Genomic DNA, 22,094 nt, shown 5'->3' on the forward strand with positions numbered 1-22,094 from the left:
CCGTCAGGTTTCCGTAAGGTGACCGGCACTTGCGTTCAACGATCGACACGACTCTTACGACTTTCGTGTTGACGCGTTTTGGTTTCCGACGGAGTGTTGCTCCCGCAGCGTCAAAAGGCGCGCATATTGGGAGGAACGGATGAAACGCTTTGCGATGGCCGCGAGCCTCGTCATGCTTGCATCGACTTGTGCAAGCGCACAGACCACCGAGCAACTGGTCAAGGGCGGGACTGATACATCGAATGTTCTCAATTACGGGATGGGGTACAATCTGCAGCGCTTCTCGACGCTGAACCAGATCAACAAGGACAGCGTCAAGAACCTCGTCCCGGTCTGGAACTACTCCTTCAACGACGATCGCAGCGAGGAATCGCAGCCCATAGTCTATCAGGGCGTGATCTATGTGACCTCGCACAATGCGACCATGGCGGTCGACGCCAAAACCGGCAAGCAGATCTGGAAGAGCAAGGTCGAATATCCGGCCGAGACGCCCAGAATCGTCTGCTGCGGTATCATCAATCGCGGCGTCGCGATCCACGAAGGCAAATTGTTTCGTACGACGCTCGATGCCAACGTGATTGCGATTGATGCCAAGAACGGCAAGGAGCTGTGGCGTCAGAAGGCTGCCGACATCAAGGAAGGCTATTCGATGACGGTGGCCCCGCTGGTCGCCGACGGTGTCGTCATTACCGGTATCTCCGGCGCCGAATTCGGCACGCGCGGCTTCATCGACGGCTGGGATCCGGCGACGGGCAAGCATCTGTGGCGCACCCATTCGATCCCCTCGCCGGACGAGCCCGGCGGCGACACCTGGAAGGGCGATACCTGGAAGCTCGGCGGCGGCTCGACCTGGATCACGGGCTCTTACGATCCCGAGCTGAACACCGTGTATTGGGGCATCGGCAATCCCGGCCCGTTCAATTCGGCGGTGCGCCCCGGCGACAATCTCTACACCTGCTCCGTGCTGGCGATGGATCCCAAGACCGGCAAGATCAAGTGGCATTACCAGTTCTCGCCGAACAATCCGTTCGACTACGACGCCGTCGCCGAGATGGTGCTCGCGGATGTGAACGTCGAGGGCAAGCCGACCAAGGCGCTGATGAATGCCAACCGCAACGGCTTCTTCTACGTGCTCGACCGCACCAACGGAAAGCTGCTCGCGGCCAATCCTTACGTGAAGGTCAATTGGGCAACCGGCGTCGACATGAAGACCGGCAAGCCGATCGAGACCGACGTCGCCAAGGATGCGCGCGAGGGCAAGAAGGTCACGGTCTATCCGTCGATCCTCGGCGGCAAGAACTGGGAGCCGATGTCGTTCAACCCGCAGACCGGCCTCGCCTACGCCAACACGCTCAACTTCGGCGGCAAGTACAAGGCCGAGCCCGTCACCTTCAAGCAGGGTGAATGGTATCTCGGCATGGACCTGACCGATCCCTGGGAATTCGGGGACGGGCCGCGCGGTTACCTCAAGGCGATCGATCCCATGACCGGCAAGTCGAAATGGGAAGCACCGAGCGACATTCCACGCTTCTCGGGCGTGCTGTCGACCGCGGGCGGCGTCGTGTTCTCGGGCGCACTGACCGGCGAGTTCGAGGCCTTCGACGCCGACACCGGCAAGAAGCTCTGGCAGTTCCAGACCGGGTCCGGCATCGAGGGCCAGCCGGTGACCTGGCAGCAGGACGGCGTGCAATATGTCGCGGTGACATCAGGCTATGGCGGCGTCTACTCGCTGTTCTCGGGCGACGAGCGGCTTGCCAAAGTGCCGCCCGGCGGCTCGCTGTGGGTCTTTGCGGTCAAGCAGTAATCCACGGCATGATGCTGAGAAGGCTATCTCACAAGACGGCGGCGATCCTCGCCGCCGTCGCGGGGCTGACGGTCGCGCTTGCGGCGACCGTTCGCGCCGCGGACGACGCAACCGGCAATCCCATGCAGGCACAGATCGACCACGGCAAGTCGACCTATGCTTCGAAATGCTCGCACTGCCATGGCCCCAATCTGATGAACTCCGGCACCATCACGCCGGACCTGCGTGCCTTCCCCGACGACAAGACCCGCTTCGTCACCACGGTGAAGAACGGCAAGAACAACAGGATGCCGCCATGGGGCGATATCCTCAATGACGACGAGATCGGCTCTCTCTGGGCCTTCATCTCCAGCCGGAGGAAGCCATGAGGGGTCGTCGTGCCGCATGGAGCCTTGCGGCCCTGCTTTCGACAATGGCGTCGGTTGCTCTCGCAGCCGACGATCCCCTGAAGATCTGCCTTGACGAGGACCGGCCGCCGCTCTCGATGCACCACCGCGGCAAGCCGGACGCCGGCTTCGACGTGCTGCTGGCACAGGCGATCGCGGAACGGCTCGGACGGAAGCTGGCGATCCAGTGGTTCGAGAGCAAGCTGGACGAGGATTCGAGCCCCCAGCTCGAGGCCAATGCGCTGCTCTCGGACGGACGCTGCTCGCTGGTCGGCGGCTACGCGCTGACGCAGGATTCGCTCGTCGTCCCCGGGATGAAGACGGCGCGCTTGCCTGATTTCGCCGGGGCCACACGCGACGATCGGCGGCGGCGCGTTGCACTCGGCGTGCTCGCGCCGAGCCAGCCTTACGTCTATTCGCCGATGACGGTCGTGCTCGGACCGAAGGCAAGCGGCCGCAAGATCGGCGACATCGGCGATCTCGCAGGGCTTCGTCTCGTCATCGATAGCGGCTCGCTCGGCGACGCCATCCTGATGAGCTTCGACAAGGGGCGGCTGATCGACAGCATCACCCATCTCGTCCCCGGCCGCGACGATCTGCTGGCCACGCTCCAGCGCGGCGAGCATGACGCGACGCTGATCGATCTTGCCCGCTTCGACGCCCATCGCGCCGCGCACCCGGACACGGCGATCACGGCGTCCGGCTATTATTATCCGATCGGCGCCAATCGCGGCTATGTCGGACTGGCCAGCGATGGCGCGCTGATCGACGCCGTCAACAAGGCGCTGACGGGGCTCGCCGCTGAGGGCAAGATCGCCGAGTTCGGCAAGCAGGCCGGGCTCACCTATCTGCCGCCGCGCGAGCCTGCGATCCTGGGCGATGTCTGGATGAAGATCATCCAGCGGTGAGGCTCTCGTGTCCCGGACGCGCTGCAACGCGCGAGCGTTGCGGCGCAGAGCCGGGATCCATGCGGTATGGCTTGCGGTCGAGCATGGGCCCCGGCTCTGCAGCGCACCGCTAAGGAGCGCTGCGTTGCGTCCGGGGCACGAACGCCGTGCCACCGTGCCCCCACTCGGTCCGACGGAATGCGCCAATCTGTCTCGCCTGACACCCATGGCAGCGCCAGCCTGGTGCAGTACCTTGCCCGGAACCGGGAGGGAATCATGTCTACAAAATCGATCGCCGCCACTTCATCGCCGCTGGAGCCGGCGCCTTCGCGATGCCCTTCGTTTCGCGCAACGCCTCCGCGCAGGGCGCTTGGCCCGCACGGCAGATTCGCATGATTTGCAGCTACCCCGCCGGCGGGCAAACCGACCTGCTCGCGCGCGCGTACGGCGAATTCATCTCCAAGCAGGTCGGCAAGACCGTCGTCGTCGAGAACAAGCCCGGCGCCTCCGGCGCGATCGGTACGGCGGAGGTGGCCCGCGCCGAGCCCGACGGCCACACCATGCTGTGCTCGATCTCGACCACCTACATCATGAACCGGATGGTGATGAAGAATCCCGGCTACGACATGGACAAGGATTTGGCGCTGGTCAGCGTCATTCCCGGCGCCGGCCTTCTGCTGGTCGCGAACCCCAGGACCGGGGTCAAGACGCTGGAGGATTTCGTCGCGTTCGCACGCAAGAGCGGCAAGGTGAACTTCGGCACCTACAGCGCGGGTTCGGCCCCGCACATGACGGTCAACGAGCTCAACAAGCAGTATGGCCTGTCGATCGAGCCGATCCATTACCGCGGCGAGGCCCCGATGTGGACGGGGATGCTCGAAGGTACGCTGGATGCCGCAATGGGCAGCTACACTGCGGCGCAGTCGGTCCTGCAAAGCGACCGTGGCACCGTGTTCGCGGTGCATTCGAAGAAGGTCGACGCGATCCCTGCCATCAAGACCCTCCCGGAGCAGGGCGCGACCTCGAAATTCTTCACCGTGAGCGGCTTCTCCGGCTGGGCGGTGCCGAAGGCGACGCCGCAAGCGGTCGTCGACCGACTGGCGGAGCTGTGCGTGGCCGCCAACAACGATCCGAAGGTGAAGGAAGTGCTCACGACCTTCGTGCTCGAACCCGCCATCGGCTTCAAGGAGACCAATGCGCTGTACCAGCGCGAACTGCCGATCTGGATCGAGAGCGCGAAGTCGCTCGGCCTAGAGCCGGCCTAGGCTCCGAGCCCGGGGCCGGCGCGCCGGTTGCCCCATCTCGCCCCGGAGTCCGACCAAAGCCTAGTGTCGGAAGCGCGTTTTCCCGCTATGATTGCGTGCCGCTGCGGACCAGAAGGGCCAATTGCATGACACCGGATGCAGTCGCTGTCGCCGTTATGATTATCCTGCTCTTTCCGATGGGCTATTTCACGCTGGCCTCGCCGGCCTTCCTGCTGGTGAGGCTCGATATTCAGCCCGTCGCCCAGTTGCTGCGCGGAATGTTCAACGCCCATTTTCTGGTGATGCGCGTCGCCGCCTTCATCGGGACCGCGGCACTCCTCCTGGACGGCCGCCTGCTTGCCGCGCTGGGCGTTGGCCTGCTCGCAGCGCTGGCGATCTGGGGACGCCGCTGGTTCATGCGAAGGGTCGACGAGCAGCTCAGCGCGAGGGACGCCGGCGATGCCGATGCCCCGCGTCGGCTGCGGCGGCTGCATTGGAGCGGCATGCTGGCCAATGCGGTGCTGCTCGTCGCACTCCTGGCCGGCATTCCCTACATTGCCACGTCCGCGTGAAATGTCGCCGCGACGGCGCGAACGGCCCGACCATCGCTGCCCAATGCCTGCGCTCGAAAGCGCTTAATGCTCGCCCGAACTCGCAGTGGCCGGCTGCGCCTTGTGGATCGAAGACGGCACCACACCGAAATATTTCCGGAACACCCAGAATTGCGCGCACATACATCGCCTCGGGCTCGGCGCTCTCTCGTTCCTGCAATGATCTCTGCGATCGATGAAGCAAGCGCGCCAGAAGGGCGCCGGAAGGACCGAAACTCGCTGTCGGACCTGACGCCATCAGCCGCGCAGCATCATCCGCAACGCGTCAGGTGCAAGAATGCTGATACGGCGGTATGACAGCGCCACGTGCCCTTTCGCCTCAAACTCGCGAAGGATGGCGCCGGCTGTTGTCCTTGACACATTGGCCATATGCGCGAGATCTTCGTGGTTCATGTCGATCTCGATCGGATGTCGGTTACGCGGAGTAACAAGGCGGCAGTCAGCAGTGCGGAGCAGGACTGCGACAAACCGCTTGACGTGGTTACGTATCATCAGGTCGTCGGCGCCTCCCATCGCAAGGCGGAGATGATCGAGTGTGACCAGACCGAAGAGGCGCCACGCAGAAGGGTCGCACTTGACAATTTCGTCGATGGCCGCCAGAGGCAGATGCAAGAGTTCGCTGTCCCGGGTGGCAATCAGGCCGACCATCCGAGGCTGCCGCGTGAAGGCGGCCGCTTCTCCAAACCAGGTCCCCCGCATCGCGAAATGCGCGGTATAGGGCCCCTCTTCCTGCGGAGCCATGGCGACTCCAAGGCCGCCGGCAACGAGGCCGAACATGCCGCCCGGGTCGTCTCCGATCGAGTAGATCGAGGCGCCTTGCTTGAATTGCTCCAGGAGAGATCTGGCAAGCACCTCGCGCTGGAACGATGCTGGCGTCCGGCTGAGCCAACCGTTACTAGTGACAACCTTGCACGCTGCCTCGCGCTGCGACATTTGGCGTCCAATTGATCGCCCGCGATCAATGTCCTCTCCATCCTCCTGCTACTCTCTCAACGGCGACAACATTTTGATCTACCTCAACGAGCGCGGTGGCGTGCGTGGCTGAGTGCGCACCTCCATCCTCGCAAGTTTGGATTGGAGCGCAAATGACAGCATCAGGCATTCTGAGCAGAGCGCTCCTGGCCGTGCTGTTGCTGCTGATCGAGATTGAACCGGGCGCGAGCGGCGGCGTCAGTCGCTCCAGCGCGGCCAACGACAATCAACGCTCCAGCGTCAACTTCCGTTGTTGCCAAGCGTCGCAAACTACCAGGAGCACGCCATGAACTCTCAGCGTCATCTAGCGATCGCGGCCATTGGATCAATCCTCTCATTGATGGCCTGCGACTGCGTCGCGGCGCAGCAGCGCCCGAATATCGTCGTCATTCTTGCCGATGATCTCGGGAATGCCGATCTCGGCTATCGCGGCAGCGAGATCAAGACGCCGAACATCGACCAGCTTGCAAAAGGCGGCGTGCGGCTCGAATCATTCCATGGCATGCCGGTTTGCACACCTGCGCGCGCGGCGCTGATGACCGGACGCTATCCGATGCGCTACGGCTTGCAGACCCTGGTGATCTTTCCGAACCACACTTATGGCCTTCCGACCGATGAGCGCACCCTGCCGCAGGCGTTGAAAGAGGCGGGCTACAGCACCGCGATGGTCGGCAAGTGGCATCTGGGGCATGCCGACAAGAAGTTCTGGCCGCAGAACCGCGGATTCGACCACTTCTACGGCAATACGGTTGGCGAGGTCGACTACTTCACACACAAGCGCGCCGGCATTATAGACTGGCAACGCAACGGCTCCTTCATCGACGAGAAGGGTTACGTCCTGACACTGGACGGCGACGAAGCCGTGAAGCTCATCGACAAGCAGCCAAAGGACAAGCCCTTCTTCCTCTACTTCGCGTCGCTGGCACCGCATGCGCCGTACCAGGCACAGAAAGCGGACGAGGATCGCTACGCCACAACCATCACCGATCCTACACGCCGTACCTACGCCGCGATGATCACCTCGCTCGACGACCAGGTCGGCCGCATCGTCGCGCGCCTGGAGAGACGCGGCATGCGCGACAATACGTTGATCATCTTCTCCAGCGACAATGGCGGCCCGCGCAACGCGGTGGTCGCCAGCGGCGCACACTCGAAGGAGGAGCGGACTGAAAGCGGGGTCAAAGAAGGATCGCTGCCGGCGAACAATGGAGTTCTTCGTGGCGGCAAGGGTAGTCTCTACGAGGGCGGCGTCCGCGTGCCGACTATCTTCAACTGGCCGGCGAAACTCAAGCCGGGCGTCGTGAACGAACCGCTTCATATGGTCGACATCATGCCTACAGCCCTTGCACTGGCCGGTGCAACGGCCAATTCCGCGGACAAGCCACTGGACGGCAAGGATATCTGGGCGACCGTAGCCAATGGAACGCCTTCGCCGCACGATGATATCCTGGTGAATGTCGAGGCATTTCGCGGCGCCATCATCAAGGGGCGATGGAAGCTCGTGAAAATCGCGTTGCTGCCCGGCAAAACCGAACTGTTCGACCTGACCACCGACCCAGGCGAAAAGAACAATGTGGCGGATCAGAACGTCGATGTCGTGCGCGATCTCGAAACTCGTCTGCTCGCCTATGCCAAGCAGCAGAAAATGAGCGAATGGCTCAAGGCGCAACCGAACTACCTGGGCGCGCAAGGGCAGACCATCTTCGATCCGGACTTCGACATCGACGACGGGGGGTTGCCGCGCGACAGGATTGCGCTGCCGAAGCATCAATGACCGATCGCGCACTAAGTGCGGCACATGCTTCACGTCATGAACTGGAGGGACGCCGTCATGATCAAGAACGGGCTTTACGCATTATCAATCGAGTTGCAAGACGGCATTCAAGGCGGAGGCAATGGCGTCCTGGTGCTGCGCGACGCCACGATCCGCGGCGGCGATTCCTTCTTCTACTTCACCGGCAGCTATGTCTGCTGCGGCGGCAAGTGGAAAGGCGAGGCCACGTCCCAGGAGCACACGCTGGATCTGGCAACCCGGCCGTTCGCGCGAAAAATCGCCACGATCGGCTTCTTGCGGAACCTATACCGATCACGGCGCCGAGAACGATAACACGGCGTTGCTTGGCAATCGAAGCATTTCGTTCCGAACGACCTTGCGTCTGCTGCTCGCCGACCAGGACGGAGACATGCCGAAATTCGATCACCGGCACGACGAAGCTTGCCGGCTTGATGAGACCGGTGCGTTTGCTCTGGTCGGGCGCCAGTAAGGATCGTTCAACTGCACTCAGTTGCTGGAGATCGTTTGATGACCAAGTCTCGAAAACTCACGGAAACATTGAAACGAGGACTCCTTCCGACCGCGCTGGCGATCGCATCCTGCATATCGATGTCGAACGCGGCACCGCTTGAAACCGCCGCTTCCACCGACGGCTCAGTGCTTCCATTCCCGCCCGCACCGTCGGCGAGCGTCGCCGCGCCGCGATTGCAGGACTCCAAGCACCAGCGACGGCCAGCACAGGATCATTTGCGCAAGGATGCGCCCAATGTGCTGATCATCCTGATGGATGACGTCGGCTTCGGCCAAGCCGCAACGTTCGGCGGTGAGATCAATACCCCGACGCTTAGCAAGCTTGCCGACCAGGGCATCAGCTACAACAGCTTCCATACCACTGCGATCTGTTCCCCGACGCGCGCGGCGCTGTTGACGGGGCGCAATCATCAGCGGGTCGGCAACGGCACGATCGCCGAACGCGCGGTGGACTGGGACGGCTATACCGGCATCATTCCGAAGACCTCGGCGACGATGGCGGAGGTCCTGCGCAATTACGGGTACAAGACCGCGGCCATCGGCAAATGGCACAACACGCCCGCCGACCAGACCACCTCAATGGGGCCATTCGACCGCTGGCCGACCGGGCACGGCTTCGACTATTTCTATGGCTTCCTCGCCGGCGAGACGTCGCAGTGGGAACCGCGGCTGGTCGAGAATACCAATCAGATCGAGCCACCGCACGATGAGAAGTACCACCTGAGCGAGGACCTCGCGCAGCACGGCATCGACTGGCTGCGTCACCATCAGGCGTTCGCGCCGGACAAGCCGTTCCTGCTCTATTGGGCACCCGGCGCCGGACATGGGCCCCATCAGATCTTCAAGGAGTGGGCCGACAGGTACGAGGGCAAGTTCGATAGCGGCTGGGATGCCTATCGCGAGCGCGTGTTCGAACGACAGAAGCAACTCGGCTGGATACCGGCTGACACCAAGCTCACACCGCGGGCTGCATCCATGCCCGACTGGGACAGCATTCCCGAAACGCAGCGCCCGTTCCAGCGCAGGTTGATGGAAATCTTTGCTGGCTTCGTCGAGCACGTCGACGTACAGGCCGGCCGGGTGGTGGATGAGCTGGATCGTCTCGGCATTCGCGACAATACCATCGTGATCTACATCTTCGGCGACAACGGCGCCAGCGCCGAAGGCCAAAACGGGACCATCAGCGAATTGCTGGCGCAAAACGGGATTCCCAATACCGTCGAGGAGCAGATCGCCGCGCTGGACAAGATCGGTGGTCTCGAAGCGCTGGGCTCGCCCAAGACCGACAGCATGTATCACGCCGGTTGGGCGTGGGCCGGCAATACGCCATTCCAGCACACGAAGCTGGTCGCGTCGCATTTCGGCGGAACGCGCAATCCGATGGTGATTTCCTGGCCGAACGGCATCAAGCCGGATCACAGGCCGCGGCCTCAGTTCGCCCATGTCAACGACATCGCGCCGACCCTCTATGAGATCATCGGCATCAAGCCGCCGAAGGTCGTCGACGGCTTCGCGCAGGATCCGATCGATGGCGTCAGTCTCGCGTACACGTTCAGCGATCCAGGGGCTCCCACCCGCAAGGAGTTGCAGTATTTCGATAACAATGGCAGCCGCGCGATCTATCGGGATGGCTGGATCGCGGCCACGTTTGGCCCACTGGTCCCCTGGCTGCCCGGCGCACCGGGTCTCGCCGAATGGGATTCGGCCAAGGATAAATGGGAACTCTACCAGATCAGCAAGGATTTCTCGGAAGCCAACGACCTCGCCGCCAAGGAACCAGAGCGCCTGGCGGAATTGCAGAGGGTGTTCGACGAGCAGGCAAAGGCCAACCACGTCTATCCGCTGGGCGCCGGCATCTGGCTTCGGTTGCATCCCGAAGATCGCATCAAGTCGCCGTATACGAGTTGGCGGTTCGACGCGACGACGACGCGTATGCCCGAATTTTCGGCGCCGGGCATCGGCCGCGAAAGCAATAGGGTAATAATCGACGCCGAGGTCGGCGAGACCACGTCCGGCGTGCTCTACGCGCTGGGTGGGGCCGGTGGCGGCGTCACGCTGTACATGGACAAGGGAACTCTGGTCTATGAGTACAACATGATGATCATCGAGCGGTACATCGCACGCTCCACCTCGAAGATCGCACCGGGGAAGCGGCACATCGAGGTCACGACCCAGCTTGCGAGCCCGAAGCCCCTCTCGCCTGCCGAGGTCGTGCTGAAGGTCGACGGACAGGAGGTTGCGCGGACCACGGTCAAACGCACAGTGCCCGCCGCATTCTCGGCGAGCGAAACGTTCGACGTGGGTGCGGACCTCGGTTCGACCGTCTCGCTGGACTATTTCGATCGCCGCCCGTTCAGGTTCAACGGCAGGATCGACAGGGTCGAGGTGAAGCTCTAGCCAACTCGCCCCTTCTACAGCTCTTCCGGGGAAATACTCGCCTGCTGCGCCTTGTGGATCGAAGACGGCACCACGCCGAAATATTTCCTAAACACGCGGCTGAAATGCGATGAGCTGGAGAAGCCCCAGGAGAACGCGACGTCGGTGATGGTCTTTCCGGCGTGGGCCTCGAGTTCCTGGCGGCAGTTCTGCAGGCGGGCCTGCCAGATGTAGTCGCTCACCGTGGTGCCGCGCTCCGAGAACAGCATGTGCAGATAGCGCTTGGAGCAGCCAAGCTCGGTCGAGATCTGGTCGATGCACAGATCCGGATCGCGCAGGTGCTCGCGGATGAAGAACTGCGCGCGCACATACATCGCTTCGGGCCCGACACGGTCGAACATCGTGTCGGCTTCGCGCAGCGGCAGCAGCAGCAGGTCGATCAGCGAATCGGCGACGCCGACCGCGCTGTTTGCCGACAGCTTCGCCGCCTCGTCGAAGGTCGCATGAACGAAATCGTGGGCGATCCGCCCCGTCCCCGTCTTCGACGACAGTTTGCAGGCGGGCATCCGCTGCGACGGGAATCCACGGTCGCGCAGCAGCGCCTTCGGAACGATCACCACGTCATGGCGGGTGAAGGCGGGGCTGATGATCGAATGCGGGCAGGAGACGTCATAGGCGATGATGTCGCCCGGATTGATTTCGATGTGGCGGCCTTCCTGTTCGAAATAGGAGACGCCGTAGGTCTGGAAGTGAATCTTGATGTACGGATGCTCGTTCGCCTTGGCGCGCGCCAGCGTGTGGGCGATGCGATGCTGACTCACTTCGATCTGGCAGAGCTTCAGTCGCGAGACGCTGGTGTAGTCGATGCGGCCCTCGAGCGAGGACGCCTCCAGCGGATCGACGTCGAAATGCCCGCACAGACTCGTCAGCCCGTCGATCCAGCTCTGGATCTGGCGCTTCGGCGTCAGTCCTGTCGTCGAGAGCGTGTGAATTGTGTCGGACATTAATTGAGCCACTGGTGTTACCCGGGATTCGACGCGAATCGCGACCAGTGCTGCGGAGCCCTGACCCTTGATTGCGTGACGTTTACCTCAAATTTGGGCGATCTTTGGAACGAGCGCCACCGTTCCCTTGCCACCCTTGAAAGTTAATCCTCCGCCTTAGTTGCAGCGCCGTCAAGGGGAACCTGAGCGTTGAGTGCGCTGTCAAGCGACGCGGAAGCCGCTGAATTCGCTACTGCAAAATCAAAATCTTCGCGTCCGTGCGCTATCAAGCAAACCATCTTCTCTCTTGGGCAAGTTTCCCGATGACGAAGTCGTTAGGGATTGAGAGAGGAACAATAAGAACGGGCCGCTCCTGCACGTGGACCCGTGGCTCTCATCGGGAGGAGAAAACACCACAGCATCGTTTCTGGTCCCAATCGCGACCGCCCTGCACGAGCAGACGCCGGACGAGAAGCCCGGTGAATCATTTTTGCTTCGGAACAATAAACGATACCAACGGAGGAATGACTATGCGCAAGGTGCTACTGGCGACCTTTCTTGGCTCCGCGGCGGCTCTCGCCGTCGGGGGCGCCTCAGCCAATGACGAGCTGCTCAAGATGTCGCAGAACCCGAAAGACTGGGTGATGCCCACGGGCGACTACGCCAATACCCGCTATTCCAAGCTGAACCAGATCAACGCACAAAACGTGGGCAAGCTCCAGGTGGCCTGGACCTTCTCGACCGGCGTGCTGCGCGGCCATGAAGGTGGCCCGCTGATCATCGGCAACATGATGTACGTCCACACGCCGTTCCCGAACAAGGTCTACGCCATTGACCTTTCGCAGGAGAACAAGATCGTCTGGAAGTACGAGCCGAAGCAGGATCCGAACGTCATTCCAGTGATGTGCTGCGATACGGTGAACCGCGGCCTCGCTTTCGGTGACGGCAAGATCTTCCTGCATCAGGCCGACACCACCCTCGTCGCGCTCGACGTCAAGACCGGTCAGGTTGCATGGACCGTCAAGAACGGCGACCCCAGCAAGGGCGAAACCGGTACGTCGGCGCCGATGGTCATCAAGGACAAGGTGCTGGTCGGCATCTCCGGCGGCGAGTTCGGCGTCCAGGCCCATATGTCCGCCTACGACATCAAGACCGGCAAGCTGGCATGGCGCGGCTATTCGGAAGGGCCGGACAACCAGCTCCTGGTCGATGCGGAGAAGACCACCGCGCTCGGCAAGCCGATCGGCAAGGACTCCAGCCTCAAGACCTGGCAAGGCGATCAGTGGAAGATCGGTGGCGGTGCCACCTGGGGCTGGATCTCCTACGATCCCGAACTGAACCTCGTCTATTACGGATCGGGCAATCCCTCGACCTGGAATCCGAAGCAGCGTCCCGGCGACAACAAATGGTCGATGACGATCTGGGCACGTAACCCGGATACCGGCATGGCCAAGTGGGTCTATCAGATGACGCCCCACGACGAGTGGGACTATGACGGCGTCAACGAGATGATCCTCTCGGATCAGTCGATCAACGGCCAGCCGCGCAAGCTGCTGACCCATTTCGACCGCAACGGCCTCGCCTACACGATGGACCGCGCCACTGGCGAACTGCTGGTCGCCGAAAAGTACGACCCGAAGGTGAACTGGACCTCCGGCGTCGACATGGACAAGAACTCGCCGACCTACGGCCGTCCGAAGGTGCTCGACGCAGCTTCGACCGACAAGGCGGGCGAGGACGTCAACGTGAAGGGCATCTGCCCGGCCGCGCTCGGCACCAAGGACGAGCAGCCGGCAGCCTACTCGCCGGACACGCAGCTGTTCTACGTTCCGACCAACCACGTCTGCATGGACTACGAGCCGTTCAAGGTGAGCTACACCGCGGGCCAGCCCTATGTGGGCGCGACGCTCTCGATGTATCCGCCTCCGGGTGAAACCCACATGGGCAATTTCATCGCCTGGGACGGCAAGACCGGCAAGATCGTCTGGTCGAACAAGGAGCAGTTCTCGGTCTGGTCGGGTGCGCTCGCGACCGCCGGCAACGTGGTGTTCTACGGCACGCTCGAAGGCTACCTGAAGGCGGTCGACGCCAAGACCGGCAAGGAGCTCTACAAGTTCAAGACTCCCTCCGGCATCATCGGCAACGTCACCACCTATGAGAACGCCGGCAAGCAGTATATCGCAGTGCTCTCCGGCGTCGGCGGCTGGGCCGGCATCGGTCTGGCGGCAGGCCTGACCGATCCGAACGCAGGTCTCGGCGCGGTCGGTGGCTACGCGGCTCTCAGCAACTACACGGCACTCGGCGGTACGCTGACCGTGTTCGCGCTGCCGAACTAGGCTCATCAGCATCGCTCCGGCGCGTGGAATCAACTCCACGCGCCGGCTCGTCTCCCCTGATGCCTTCGAGGATGAATCTCTTGCGTAAAATCTGCTCTGTCATTGCTGCGATGATCTTGGTTGCGTCCGGAGGAATTGCGGTCGCGGACGGTCCGGGCGATCCGACCGCCGTGAAGAAGGAAGACGACGGAAAGTGGCTCGATAAGGACGGAATTCCGACCTACAAGATTTCGGCCGACGGCACCGTGGACTGGTTCACCTACTCCGGATACCGCCGCTATCACTCCGACTGCCACGTCTGCCACGGCCCCGACGGCATGGGCTCCACCTACGCGCCGGCGCTCAAGGATTCCGTGAAGACCATGAGCTATGGCGACTTTCTCGGCGTGGTCGCCTCCGGTCGCAAGAACGTCTCGACCGCGCAGGAGAACGTCATGCCGGCCTTCGGCGACAACCCGAACGTCGCCTGCTACATGGACGATCTCTACGTCTATCTGCGCGCCCGCTCCACCGAAGCGTGGGGCCGGCAGCGTCCCGCCAAGAAGGACGAGAAGAACGAGGTCTACACCAAGGCGGAAGACGCCTGCATGGGCCACAAGTGAACGTTACGAGGACTGCCGAGACTACTTCTGGGCATCCTGTGAGAATTTGAGGAGCTACCAATGAAGACACGTGCCGCCGTCGCTTTCGAAGCCAAGAAGCCGCTCGAAATCGTCGAACTCGACCTCGAGGGACCCAAGACCGGCGAGGTCCTGGTCGAGATCAAGGCGACGGGCATCTGCCATACCGACGCCTATACGCTCGACGGCTTCGACAGCGAGGGAATCTTCCCGTCGGTCCTGGGCCATGAGGGCGCCGGCATCATCCGCGAGATCGGCCCCGGCGTGACCTCGGTGAAGCCGGGCGACCACGTCATCCCGCTCTACACGCCGGAATGCCGGCAGTGCAAAAGCTGCCTCAGCCAGAAGACCAATCTCTGCACCGCGATCCGCGCGACGCAAGGCAAGGGCGTGATGCCCGACGGCACCAGCCGCTTTTCCTACAAGGGCAAGCCGGTCTACCATTACATGGGCTGCTCGACCTTCTCGAACTTCACCGTGCTGCCGGAGATCGCGGTCGCCAAGATCCGCGAGGACGCCCCCTTCGACAAGAGCTGCTACATCGGCTGCGGCGTCACCACCGGCGTCGGCGCCGTCGTCAACACCGCCAAGGTCGAGCCGGGCTCCAACGTCGTCGTGTTCGGCCTCGGCGGCATCGGCCTCAACGTGATCCAGGGCGCCAAGATGGCCGGCGCCGACAAGATCATCGGCGTCGACATCAACGACTCCAAGGAGGATTGGGGCCGCAGGTTCGGCATGACCGAGTTCGTCAACCCCAAGAAGATCACCGGCGACATCGTCCAGCACCTCGTCGGCCTCACCGACGGCGGCGCGGACTACACTTTCGATTGCACCGGCAACACCACGGTGATGCGCCAGGCACTGGAAGCCTGCCATCGCGGCTGGGGCACCTCGATCATCATCGGCGTTGCCGAATCCGGCAAGGAGATCGCCACCCGCCCGTTCCAGCTCGTCACCGGGCGCAACTGGCGCGGCACCGCCTTCGGCGGCGCGCGCGGCCGGACCGACGTGCCGAAGATCGTCGACTGGTACATGAACGGAAAGATCCAGATCGATCCGATGATCACCCACGTGCTCAAGCTCGAGGAGATCAACAAGGGATTTGACCTCATGCACGAGGGCAAATCCATCCGTTCAGTCGTCGTCTACTAGCTCGAAAGAGTCACCCCAAGGAGGATCGACCCATGACTGTTGCACTCCATCCCTCGATCGACAACGGCCTCAAACAAGGCAGCGGCAGCTTTGCCGGCGGCACGCTGGCCTGCAAATGCAAGGACCACCAGGTCAAGGTCGGCGTTAAGGGCGACGTCGCCCACAACCACGCCTGCGGCTGCACCAAGTGCTGGAAGCCGCAAGGCGCGACGTTCTCCGTCGTCGCCGTGGTGCCGCGCCAGAACGTCACCGTGCTCGAGAACGGCGACAAGCTCCAGATCGTCGATCCCTCCGCGGTGATCCAGCGCCACGCCTGCAAGGCCTGCGGCACCCACATGTTCGGCCGCATCGAGAACAAGAACCATCCGTTCTACGGCCTCGACTTCATCCATCCCGAGCTGTTCCAGGAGCAGGGTTCGCAGGCGCCGCAATTCGCCGCCTTCGTTTCCTCTGTGATCGAAGCGGGCGTGAAGCCGGAGCAGATGGCCGGCATCCGTTCGCGGCTGAAGGAGATCGGGCTCGAGCCCTATGATTGCCTGTCACCGGCGCTGATGGACGCGATAGCGACCCACGTCGCCAAAGCCAAAGCCGCCTGAGCAAGGCCGCCTGACAAAGCCGCCTGCGCAAGCGGTCGGACGTTCGCCATGCTCCCCATCGGCTCGCTGGCCTCGATCCAGCCCAGCGAGCCGGACGGGGCCTTGCCGCGGAGCGATCGCGGCGAGGCCGCCGCCTCTGCAAGTTACGCGTATGCGAGGGCGATTGGCTCCTCAGTCATTGGCTCCCTCAGTCATGGTCTCTGAATGACTGCGCAGCACCGCAACTTCCCTCTTGAAGTCCCGGTCCCTGCGTTTCTCCCTCCCTCGACTGAGGCACCTTGCTTCGTCCGCGCAGTCTTCTGGCGGACGAAGCTTTTTTCCATCACAACCTCTGTTTGCAAACGCGCGGTCTACACGGCGCGATGACGCGCCCTGCTTTTGACAAATCGTCGATGCAATCTTTTCCCGGTGAGAACACCCGGCTGTGAACGCCGGGCCGGCGCGATCTCTGCTACGGTCGCGCCGTCACGATGCCGCACGACGTTCAACAATCAAGAACAAAAACGGGAGGTATCGAGCACATCCAGACATCGCCATCGGCATTCCTGCCTCCCTCCGGGATTTGCCCGCGCGGGACGACGGCGGGATCTGGCGAGACGAGACATCAACCGTCGCCGACCAGCGTCGGCGAATTTTGAATTTTGGCATGCTTATGAAGAGCGAGGGACGATCATGATCAAGGTGAAGATCAACGGCCAGGAACAGAGCTGGGACGGCGACCCGGATCTCCCGCTACTCTGGTTCCTGCGTGACGAAGCCGGGCTCACCGGCACCAAGTTCGGCTGTGGCCAGGCCCTGTGCGGCAGTTGCACCGTCATCGTCGACAAGGAAGCGGTGCGCTCCTGCATCACGTCGATCAACGACGTCGCCGGACGCGAGGTCACCACGATCGAGGGACTGCATCCGAACGGCGATCATCCGGTGCAGAAGGCCTGGCGCCAGGTCAATGTGCCCCAATGCGGCTTCTGCCAGGCCGGCCAGATCATGCAGGCCGCCGCGCTTCTGATGGACAATCCGAAGCCTTCGCATGACCAGATCCGCGAGGCGATGTCCGGCAACATCTGCCGCTGCGGCTGCTACCAGCGCATCGAGAACGCGGTCCATCTCGCATCGACGGGGGTGTGACATGAATTTCATCGACAATCCCGGCAAGCTCCATGTCTTCGAAAAAAATGGCTTCGAAAAGAACATCAAGATCGAGAAGGTCTCGCGCCGCAGCATCCTGAAGGGCCTTGGCATCACCGGCGGCTTCGTGCTGGCGGCACCCGTGATGTCGCGCCAGGCGTTTGCCTATGAGACCGGCGCGGGCAAAATGCCGCATGGCGTCGTGGTCGACCCGCGCGTGTTCGTCGCGGTCGGGCCCGACGGCATCGTCACCATCCTCGCCCACCGTTCCGAGATGGGCACAGGCGTCCGCACCAGCCTGCCGCTGATCGTGGCCGAGGAGATGGAAGCCGATTGGTCCAGGGTCAAGGTGAAGCAGGCCCATGGCGACGAGGTCAAGTTCGGCAACCAGGACACCGACGGCTCGCGCAGTACGCGGCATTATCTGCTTCCGATGCGCCAGATCGGCGCCTCCGCCCGCACCATGCTGGAGCAGGCCGCGGCGAAGCGCTGGGGTGTGCCGGCGACCGAAGTGAAGGCCGTCAATCACGAGGTCGTCCACAGCGCCAGCGGGCGCAAGCTCGGTTTCGGCGAACTCGCCGCGGATGCCGCCAAGGAATCGATGCCCAGCATCGAAGGCCTCAAGCTGAAGGATCCCAAGGATTTCCGCTACCTGGGCAAGGGCCAGGTCGGCATCGTCGATCTCCACGACATCACCACCGGCAAGGCGCTTTACGGCGCCGATGTGCGGTTGCCCGGCATGAAATATGCGGTGATCGCGCGTCCGCCGGTCACAGGCGGCAAGCTGGTTTCCTTCGATCCCGATGCGGCGCTGAAGGTTCCCGGCGTCGAGAAGGTGATGAAGGTTCAGGGCTGGCCGTGGCCCTCGAAGTTCCAGCCGCTCGGCGGCGTCGCGGTGATCGCCCGTAACACCGGCGCTGCGATCAAGGGCCGCGACGCCCTGAAGCTGACCTGGGACGATGGCGCCAACGGCAAATACGACTCGGTCGCCTATCGCAAGGAGCTCGAGGAGGCCTCGCGCAAGCCCGGCCTCGTCGTGCGCGCCGAGGGCGATGCCGACGCCGCGCTCAAGTCCGCCGACAAGGTCGTCGTCGGCGAATATTACCTGCCCCACCTCGCCCATGTCAGCATGGAGCCGCCGGTCGCGGTTGCCGACGTCAAGGGCGACAAGGCGGAGATCTGGGCGCCGGTGCAGAGCCCCGGCGGCACCCGCGAGGACGTCGCCAAGACGCTCGGTATCCCCGAGGGCAATGTCACCGTCAACGTGACGCTGCTCGGCGGCGGTTTCGGCCGCAAGTCGAAATGCGACTTCGCGCTCGAGGCCGCGCTGCTGTCGAAGGAGCTCGGTGCGCCCGTGAAGGTGCAGTGGACGCGCGAGGACGACGTGCACCACGACTTCCTGCACACCGTCTCGGTGGAGCGCATCGAGGCGGGCCTGGACAAAAGCGGCAAGGTGATCGCGTGGCGCCATCGCAGCGTCGCGCCGACCATCGCCTCGACCTTCGCTGCGGGCGCCAAGCACGCGGCGCCCTTCGAGCTTGGCATGGGACTCGTCGACATGCCGTTCGAAATCGCCAACATCTCCTGCGAGAACCCGGAGGCCGCGGCATTCACGCGCATCGGCTGGTTCCGCTCGGTCTCGAACATTCCGCGTGCGTTTGCGGTGCAATCGATGGTCGGCGAGATCGCAGCAGCAACCGGGCGCGACCAGAAGGAGACGCTGCTCGCGCTGATCGGCAGCCCGCGCATCGTCAAGCCCGCGGTGAAGGACATGTGGAACTACGGCGAGCCCCAGGACAGTTACCCGATCGACACCGCGCGCCTGCGCAAGGTGGTCGAACTGGTCGCCGAAAAGGGCGAATGGGGGCGGACGGTCGCCAAGGGCCATGGTCTCGGCATCGCCGTGCACCGCAGCTTCGTCAGCTACATCGCGACCATCGTCGAGGTGGCCGTCGACGAGAAGGGCAAGCTGAGTGTGCCGCGGGTCGACACCGCGATCGACTGCGGCACTTATGTCAACCCCGAGCGCATTGCCTCGCAGATCGAGGGCGCGGCGATCATGGGGCTGAGTCTTGCCAAATACGGCGCGATCACCTTCAAGGACGGCAAGGTGGAGCAAAAGAACTTCGACGACTTCCAGGTCATCAGGATGGACGAATCTCCCGTGGTGACCAACGTCTACATCGTGCCGCCCGGACCCGACACGCCGCCGAGCGGCGTGGGCGAGCCCGGCGTACCGCCGTTCGCACCCGCGCTGATGAACGCAATCTTCGCCGCGACGGGAAAACGCATCCGCAGCCTGCCGCTCGGCAAGCAATTGGAGGCGTGAGCCTAAACAACGGCGCGAGACGGAACACAAACGATCTCGCGCCGTTTCCATCGATCTGACAGGAGCAGATCGATGACAAACATCCCAAAGGCGCTCGCAGTCTCGTTGCTGTCGGGCGCCTTTCTTTCGACGGCCTCCGGCGCATTCGCCCAAGGCAACACCACGCCACCGTCCACCGCGACACGCCCCTCCGCGCCGGACCAGAACTCGCTGCCCAACGCCAACGCCCCGCCCGCCTCGACCACCCAGACCACCGGACAGCACAATCCCGATCCCAAGATTCAGGAGATGAACCAGAAGGAAAAGGACAAGGTGGACCGGCAGGGGAAGTAGTGGACGGGGCGCTTTTCCACGCGGCTGTTTCCGCGTGACGGCCGGGCTGTCCCGGCCATCCACGGTCTTTGCCGCGGCAGGAAGAACGTGGATGCCCGGGACAGGCCCGGGCATGACGAACTCGTGGTACGGGGCGTCGCCTTGCTACTAGCCACCCACACCAAATGCGGCGGACGTTGCCGTCCGCCGCATTCGCCACCCCCCTGCTGCTCCGCTTCTTTCGATCCGCCCGCGGAGCTATTTCTTGAGTGCGAAGACCCAGACGACGCCGCCTTGGGGCACATTGGCTTCGATGCCGATATTGTTGGTCACCAGCGCATCCTGGATGCGCTGAGCGTCCACGCCCCAGCCCGACTGGATTGCGATGTACTGCGTGCCGTCGATCTCGTAGGACACCGGCATGCCCACGATGCCGGAATTGGTCTTCTGCTCCCACAGGAGTTCGCCGGTCTTGGCATGGAAGGCTCGGAAGTTGCGGTCGTTGGTGCCGCCGACGAAGACGAGATCGCCCGCCGTCGCCGTCACCGAACCGAACAACTGCGACTTGGGGAAGTCGTGCTGCCACACCTTTTTGCCGGTGGCGGGATCCCATGCCTGGAGCTCACCGAAATGATCGGCGCCCGGCTTCGTCTTCAGGCCGATGTCCTCAGGCTTGGTGCCGAGCCAGAGCTCACCCGGTTTGAGCGGGACCTTCTCGCCGGTGAATCCGCCGCAGAAATTCTCGTTGGCAGGCACGTAGACGAGGCCGGTCCTCTGGCTGTAGGCGGCCGACGGCCAATCCTTGCCGCCCCACAGCGACGGACAGAACTCGACGCGCTTGCCGATCACCGGCTTGTGCGCGGGGTCCACGATCGGCTTGCCAGTCTCGTCGATGCCCTTCCAGACGTCGGTATAGACGAATGGCCAACCGGCGACATAGTTGATCTTGGTCGGCGTCCGCTCCAGCACCCAGAAGATCGCGTCGCGCCCCGGATGGACCAGGCTCTTGATGGTGCGACCGTTCCGTTGCAGATCGATCAGCATCGGCGCCTCGACCTCATCCCAGTCCCAGGAATCGTTCTGGTGGTACTGGTGATAGGCCTTGATCTTGCCGGTGTCGGGATCGAGCGCGAGCACCGATGCGGTGTAGAGATTGTCGCCGGGATGGGTCTCGCCGGGCCATGGCGCGGCGTTGCCGACGCCCCAATAGATCGTCTTGGTCTCCTTGTCGTAATTGCCGGTCATCCAGGCCGATCCACCGCCGTTCTTCCAGTCGTCGCCCTGCCAGGTGTCGTGACCGGGCTCGCCTTCGCCGGGGATGGTGTAGGTCCGCCACAGCTCCTTGCCGTCCTTGGCATCATAGGCCACGATATAGCCGCGCACGCCGAACTCGCCGCCGGACCCGCCGACGATGACCTTGCCGTCGACGATCAACGGCATCAGCGTTAAATACTGGCCCTTCCTGTAGTCCTGCACCTTGGTATCCCACACCACTTTGCCGGTCTTGGCATCGAGCGCGACCACGTGATCGTCCGTGGTGGCGAGGTAGAGCTTGTCCTCCCACAGGCCTACGCCCCGGTTGGTCGGATGCAGCTGAAACAGATCGTCAGGGAGCTGCCGCTTGTAGCGCCAGTATTCGTCGCCGGTCTTCGCGTTCAGCGCGATCACCTGACCCATTGGGGTCGTCACGAACATCGCGCCATTGTTGACGATCGGCGGCGCCTGATGGCCTTCGACCACGCCGGTGGCAAAGGTCCAGACCGGCGTGAGGTTCTTCACGTTCGAGGTGTTGATCTGGTCGAGCGGACTGTAGCCCTGTCCGTCATAGGTGCGCCGGTAGAGCATCCAATTTTTTGGCTCCGGATTCTCCAATCGTTGTGCGGTGACCGGAGAATAATTCTCGATCGGGCCGGCGATCGCGGCGGTCGAGACGAGGCAGGTGAAGGCGACGAAGCCGGACAGGTACCATTGCTTTTTGGTCATGGACGTTCCCCTTTTTCATCCGTTTGAATTCTTGTTTTGAATTGTTGTTTTGAATTCTTGTCGTCCCGTCGTC

18 protein-coding genes are annotated in these 22,094 nt (G+C 62.8%); 15 read left to right on the top strand and 3 right to left on the bottom strand.

The window, feature by feature from the left end; all coding sequences use genetic code 11:
* Positions 1-139: 139 nt before the first annotated feature.
* The 5 genes from CIT39_RS25110 to CIT39_RS25130 all read left to right on the top strand — a co-directional run bounded on the left by CIT39_RS25110 (position 140) and on the right by CIT39_RS25130 (position 4,893).
* Positions 140-1,804 (top strand): methanol/ethanol family PQQ-dependent dehydrogenase, encoded by a 1,665-nt coding sequence (locus CIT39_RS25110; RefSeq protein WP_094971822.1) that lies wholly within the window; start codon positions 140-142, stop codon positions 1,802-1,804.
* An 11-nt stretch (positions 1,805-1,815) separates the two neighbouring features.
* Positions 1,816-2,172, top strand: a complete 357-nt coding sequence (locus CIT39_RS25115) for a c-type cytochrome (RefSeq protein WP_094971870.1) — start codon at positions 1,816-1,818, stop codon at positions 2,170-2,172.
* Complete coding sequence (locus CIT39_RS25120; RefSeq protein ID WP_094971823.1) at positions 2,169-3,098, top strand: type 2 periplasmic-binding domain-containing protein; 930 nt, start codon at positions 2,169-2,171, stop codon at positions 3,096-3,098. Before CIT39_RS25115 ends, CIT39_RS25120 begins: the two co-directional genes overlap by 4 nt.
* A 311-nt stretch (positions 3,099-3,409) precedes the next feature.
* On the top strand, positions 3,410-4,342 hold the full coding sequence (locus CIT39_RS25125) for a Bug family tripartite tricarboxylate transporter substrate binding protein (protein WP_334273034.1): 933 nt from the start codon (positions 3,410-3,412) through the stop codon (positions 4,340-4,342).
* Between the two features lie 125 nt (positions 4,343-4,467).
* On the top strand, positions 4,468-4,893 hold the full coding sequence (locus tag CIT39_RS25130; RefSeq protein ID WP_094971825.1) for a hypothetical protein: 426 nt from the start codon (positions 4,468-4,470) through the stop codon (positions 4,891-4,893).
* Between the two features lie 276 nt (positions 4,894-5,169).
* Here CIT39_RS25130 and CIT39_RS25135 read toward each other — a convergent pair whose 3' ends face one another.
* Positions 5,170-5,865: a Crp/Fnr family transcriptional regulator gene (locus CIT39_RS25135; protein WP_094971826.1), complete on the bottom strand. Its 696-nt coding sequence runs from the start codon at positions 5,863-5,865 to the stop codon at positions 5,170-5,172.
* 325 nt (positions 5,866-6,190) lie between these two features.
* Between CIT39_RS25135 and CIT39_RS25140 the strand changes: the two genes are divergently transcribed.
* The 3 genes from CIT39_RS25140 (at position 6,191) to CIT39_RS25150 (ending at position 10,606) form a co-directional block, all read left to right on the top strand.
* Positions 6,191-7,678 carry an arylsulfatase B gene (locus CIT39_RS25140; protein ID WP_094971827.1) on the top strand — a complete coding sequence of 496 codons (1,488 nt, stop codon included), beginning with the start codon at positions 6,191-6,193 and terminating at the stop codon, positions 7,676-7,678.
* A 57-nt stretch (positions 7,679-7,735) separates the two neighbouring features.
* A complete protein-coding gene (locus CIT39_RS25145; protein WP_181955115.1) occupies positions 7,736-8,011 on the top strand; it encodes a hypothetical protein in 276 nt (91 codons plus the stop codon).
* A 195-nt stretch (positions 8,012-8,206) separates the two neighbouring features.
* Positions 8,207-10,606, top strand: coding sequence for an arylsulfatase (locus CIT39_RS25150; protein ID WP_244607449.1), 2,400 nt, complete (start codon positions 8,207-8,209; stop codon positions 10,604-10,606).
* Between the two features lie 14 nt (positions 10,607-10,620).
* Here CIT39_RS25150 and CIT39_RS25155 read toward each other — a convergent pair whose 3' ends face one another.
* Complete coding sequence (locus CIT39_RS25155; protein WP_094971829.1) at positions 10,621-11,589, bottom strand: helix-turn-helix domain-containing protein; 969 nt, start codon at positions 11,587-11,589, stop codon at positions 10,621-10,623.
* 509 nt (positions 11,590-12,098) lie between these two features.
* On the opposite strand from CIT39_RS25155, the gene xoxF5 reads away from it, so the two are divergent.
* The 7 genes from xoxF5 (at position 12,099) to CIT39_RS25190 (ending at position 20,059) form a co-directional block, all read left to right on the top strand.
* Positions 12,099-13,904 carry a lanthanide-dependent methanol dehydrogenase XoxF5 gene (gene xoxF5, locus CIT39_RS25160; RefSeq protein ID WP_094971830.1) on the top strand — a complete coding sequence of 602 codons (1,806 nt, stop codon included), beginning with the start codon at positions 12,099-12,101 and terminating at the stop codon, positions 13,902-13,904.
* A 110-nt stretch (positions 13,905-14,014) separates the two neighbouring features.
* The gene (locus CIT39_RS25165) at positions 14,015-14,506 is read left to right on the top strand and encodes a c-type cytochrome, methanol metabolism-related (RefSeq protein WP_094971831.1); all 492 of its coding nucleotides are present in this window, start codon (positions 14,015-14,017) and stop codon (positions 14,504-14,506) included.
* Positions 14,507-14,566: 60 nt separating this feature from the next.
* Positions 14,567-15,676 carry an S-(hydroxymethyl)glutathione dehydrogenase/class III alcohol dehydrogenase gene (locus CIT39_RS25170; RefSeq protein WP_094971832.1) on the top strand — a complete coding sequence of 370 codons (1,110 nt, stop codon included), beginning with the start codon at positions 14,567-14,569 and terminating at the stop codon, positions 15,674-15,676.
* Between the two features lie 32 nt (positions 15,677-15,708).
* Positions 15,709-16,272, top strand: a complete 564-nt coding sequence (gene gfa / locus CIT39_RS25175; RefSeq protein WP_094971833.1) for an S-(hydroxymethyl)glutathione synthase — start codon at positions 15,709-15,711, stop codon at positions 16,270-16,272.
* 672 nt (positions 16,273-16,944) lie between these two features.
* A complete protein-coding gene (locus tag CIT39_RS25180; RefSeq protein ID WP_094891237.1) occupies positions 16,945-17,397 on the top strand; it encodes a (2Fe-2S)-binding protein in 453 nt (150 codons plus the stop codon).
* Position 17,398: 1 nt separating this feature from the next.
* Positions 17,399-19,726, top strand: a complete 2,328-nt coding sequence (locus CIT39_RS25185; protein WP_094971834.1) for a xanthine dehydrogenase family protein molybdopterin-binding subunit — start codon at positions 17,399-17,401, stop codon at positions 19,724-19,726.
* A 72-nt stretch (positions 19,727-19,798) separates the two neighbouring features.
* Positions 19,799-20,059 carry a hypothetical protein gene (locus tag CIT39_RS25190; protein ID WP_094971835.1) on the top strand — a complete coding sequence of 87 codons (261 nt, stop codon included), beginning with the start codon at positions 19,799-19,801 and terminating at the stop codon, positions 20,057-20,059.
* Between the two features lie 237 nt (positions 20,060-20,296).
* On the opposite strand, the gene CIT39_RS25195 is transcribed toward CIT39_RS25190, so the two are convergent.
* Positions 20,297-22,021: a methanol/ethanol family PQQ-dependent dehydrogenase gene (locus CIT39_RS25195; protein WP_094971836.1), complete on the bottom strand. Its 1,725-nt coding sequence runs from the start codon at positions 22,019-22,021 to the stop codon at positions 20,297-20,299.
* Positions 22,022-22,094 lie beyond the last annotated feature (73 nt).

It is taken from the genome of Bradyrhizobium symbiodeficiens (assembly GCF_002266465.3).
GTDB classification, from domain to species: Bacteria; Pseudomonadota; Alphaproteobacteria; order Rhizobiales; family Xanthobacteraceae; genus Bradyrhizobium; species Bradyrhizobium symbiodeficiens.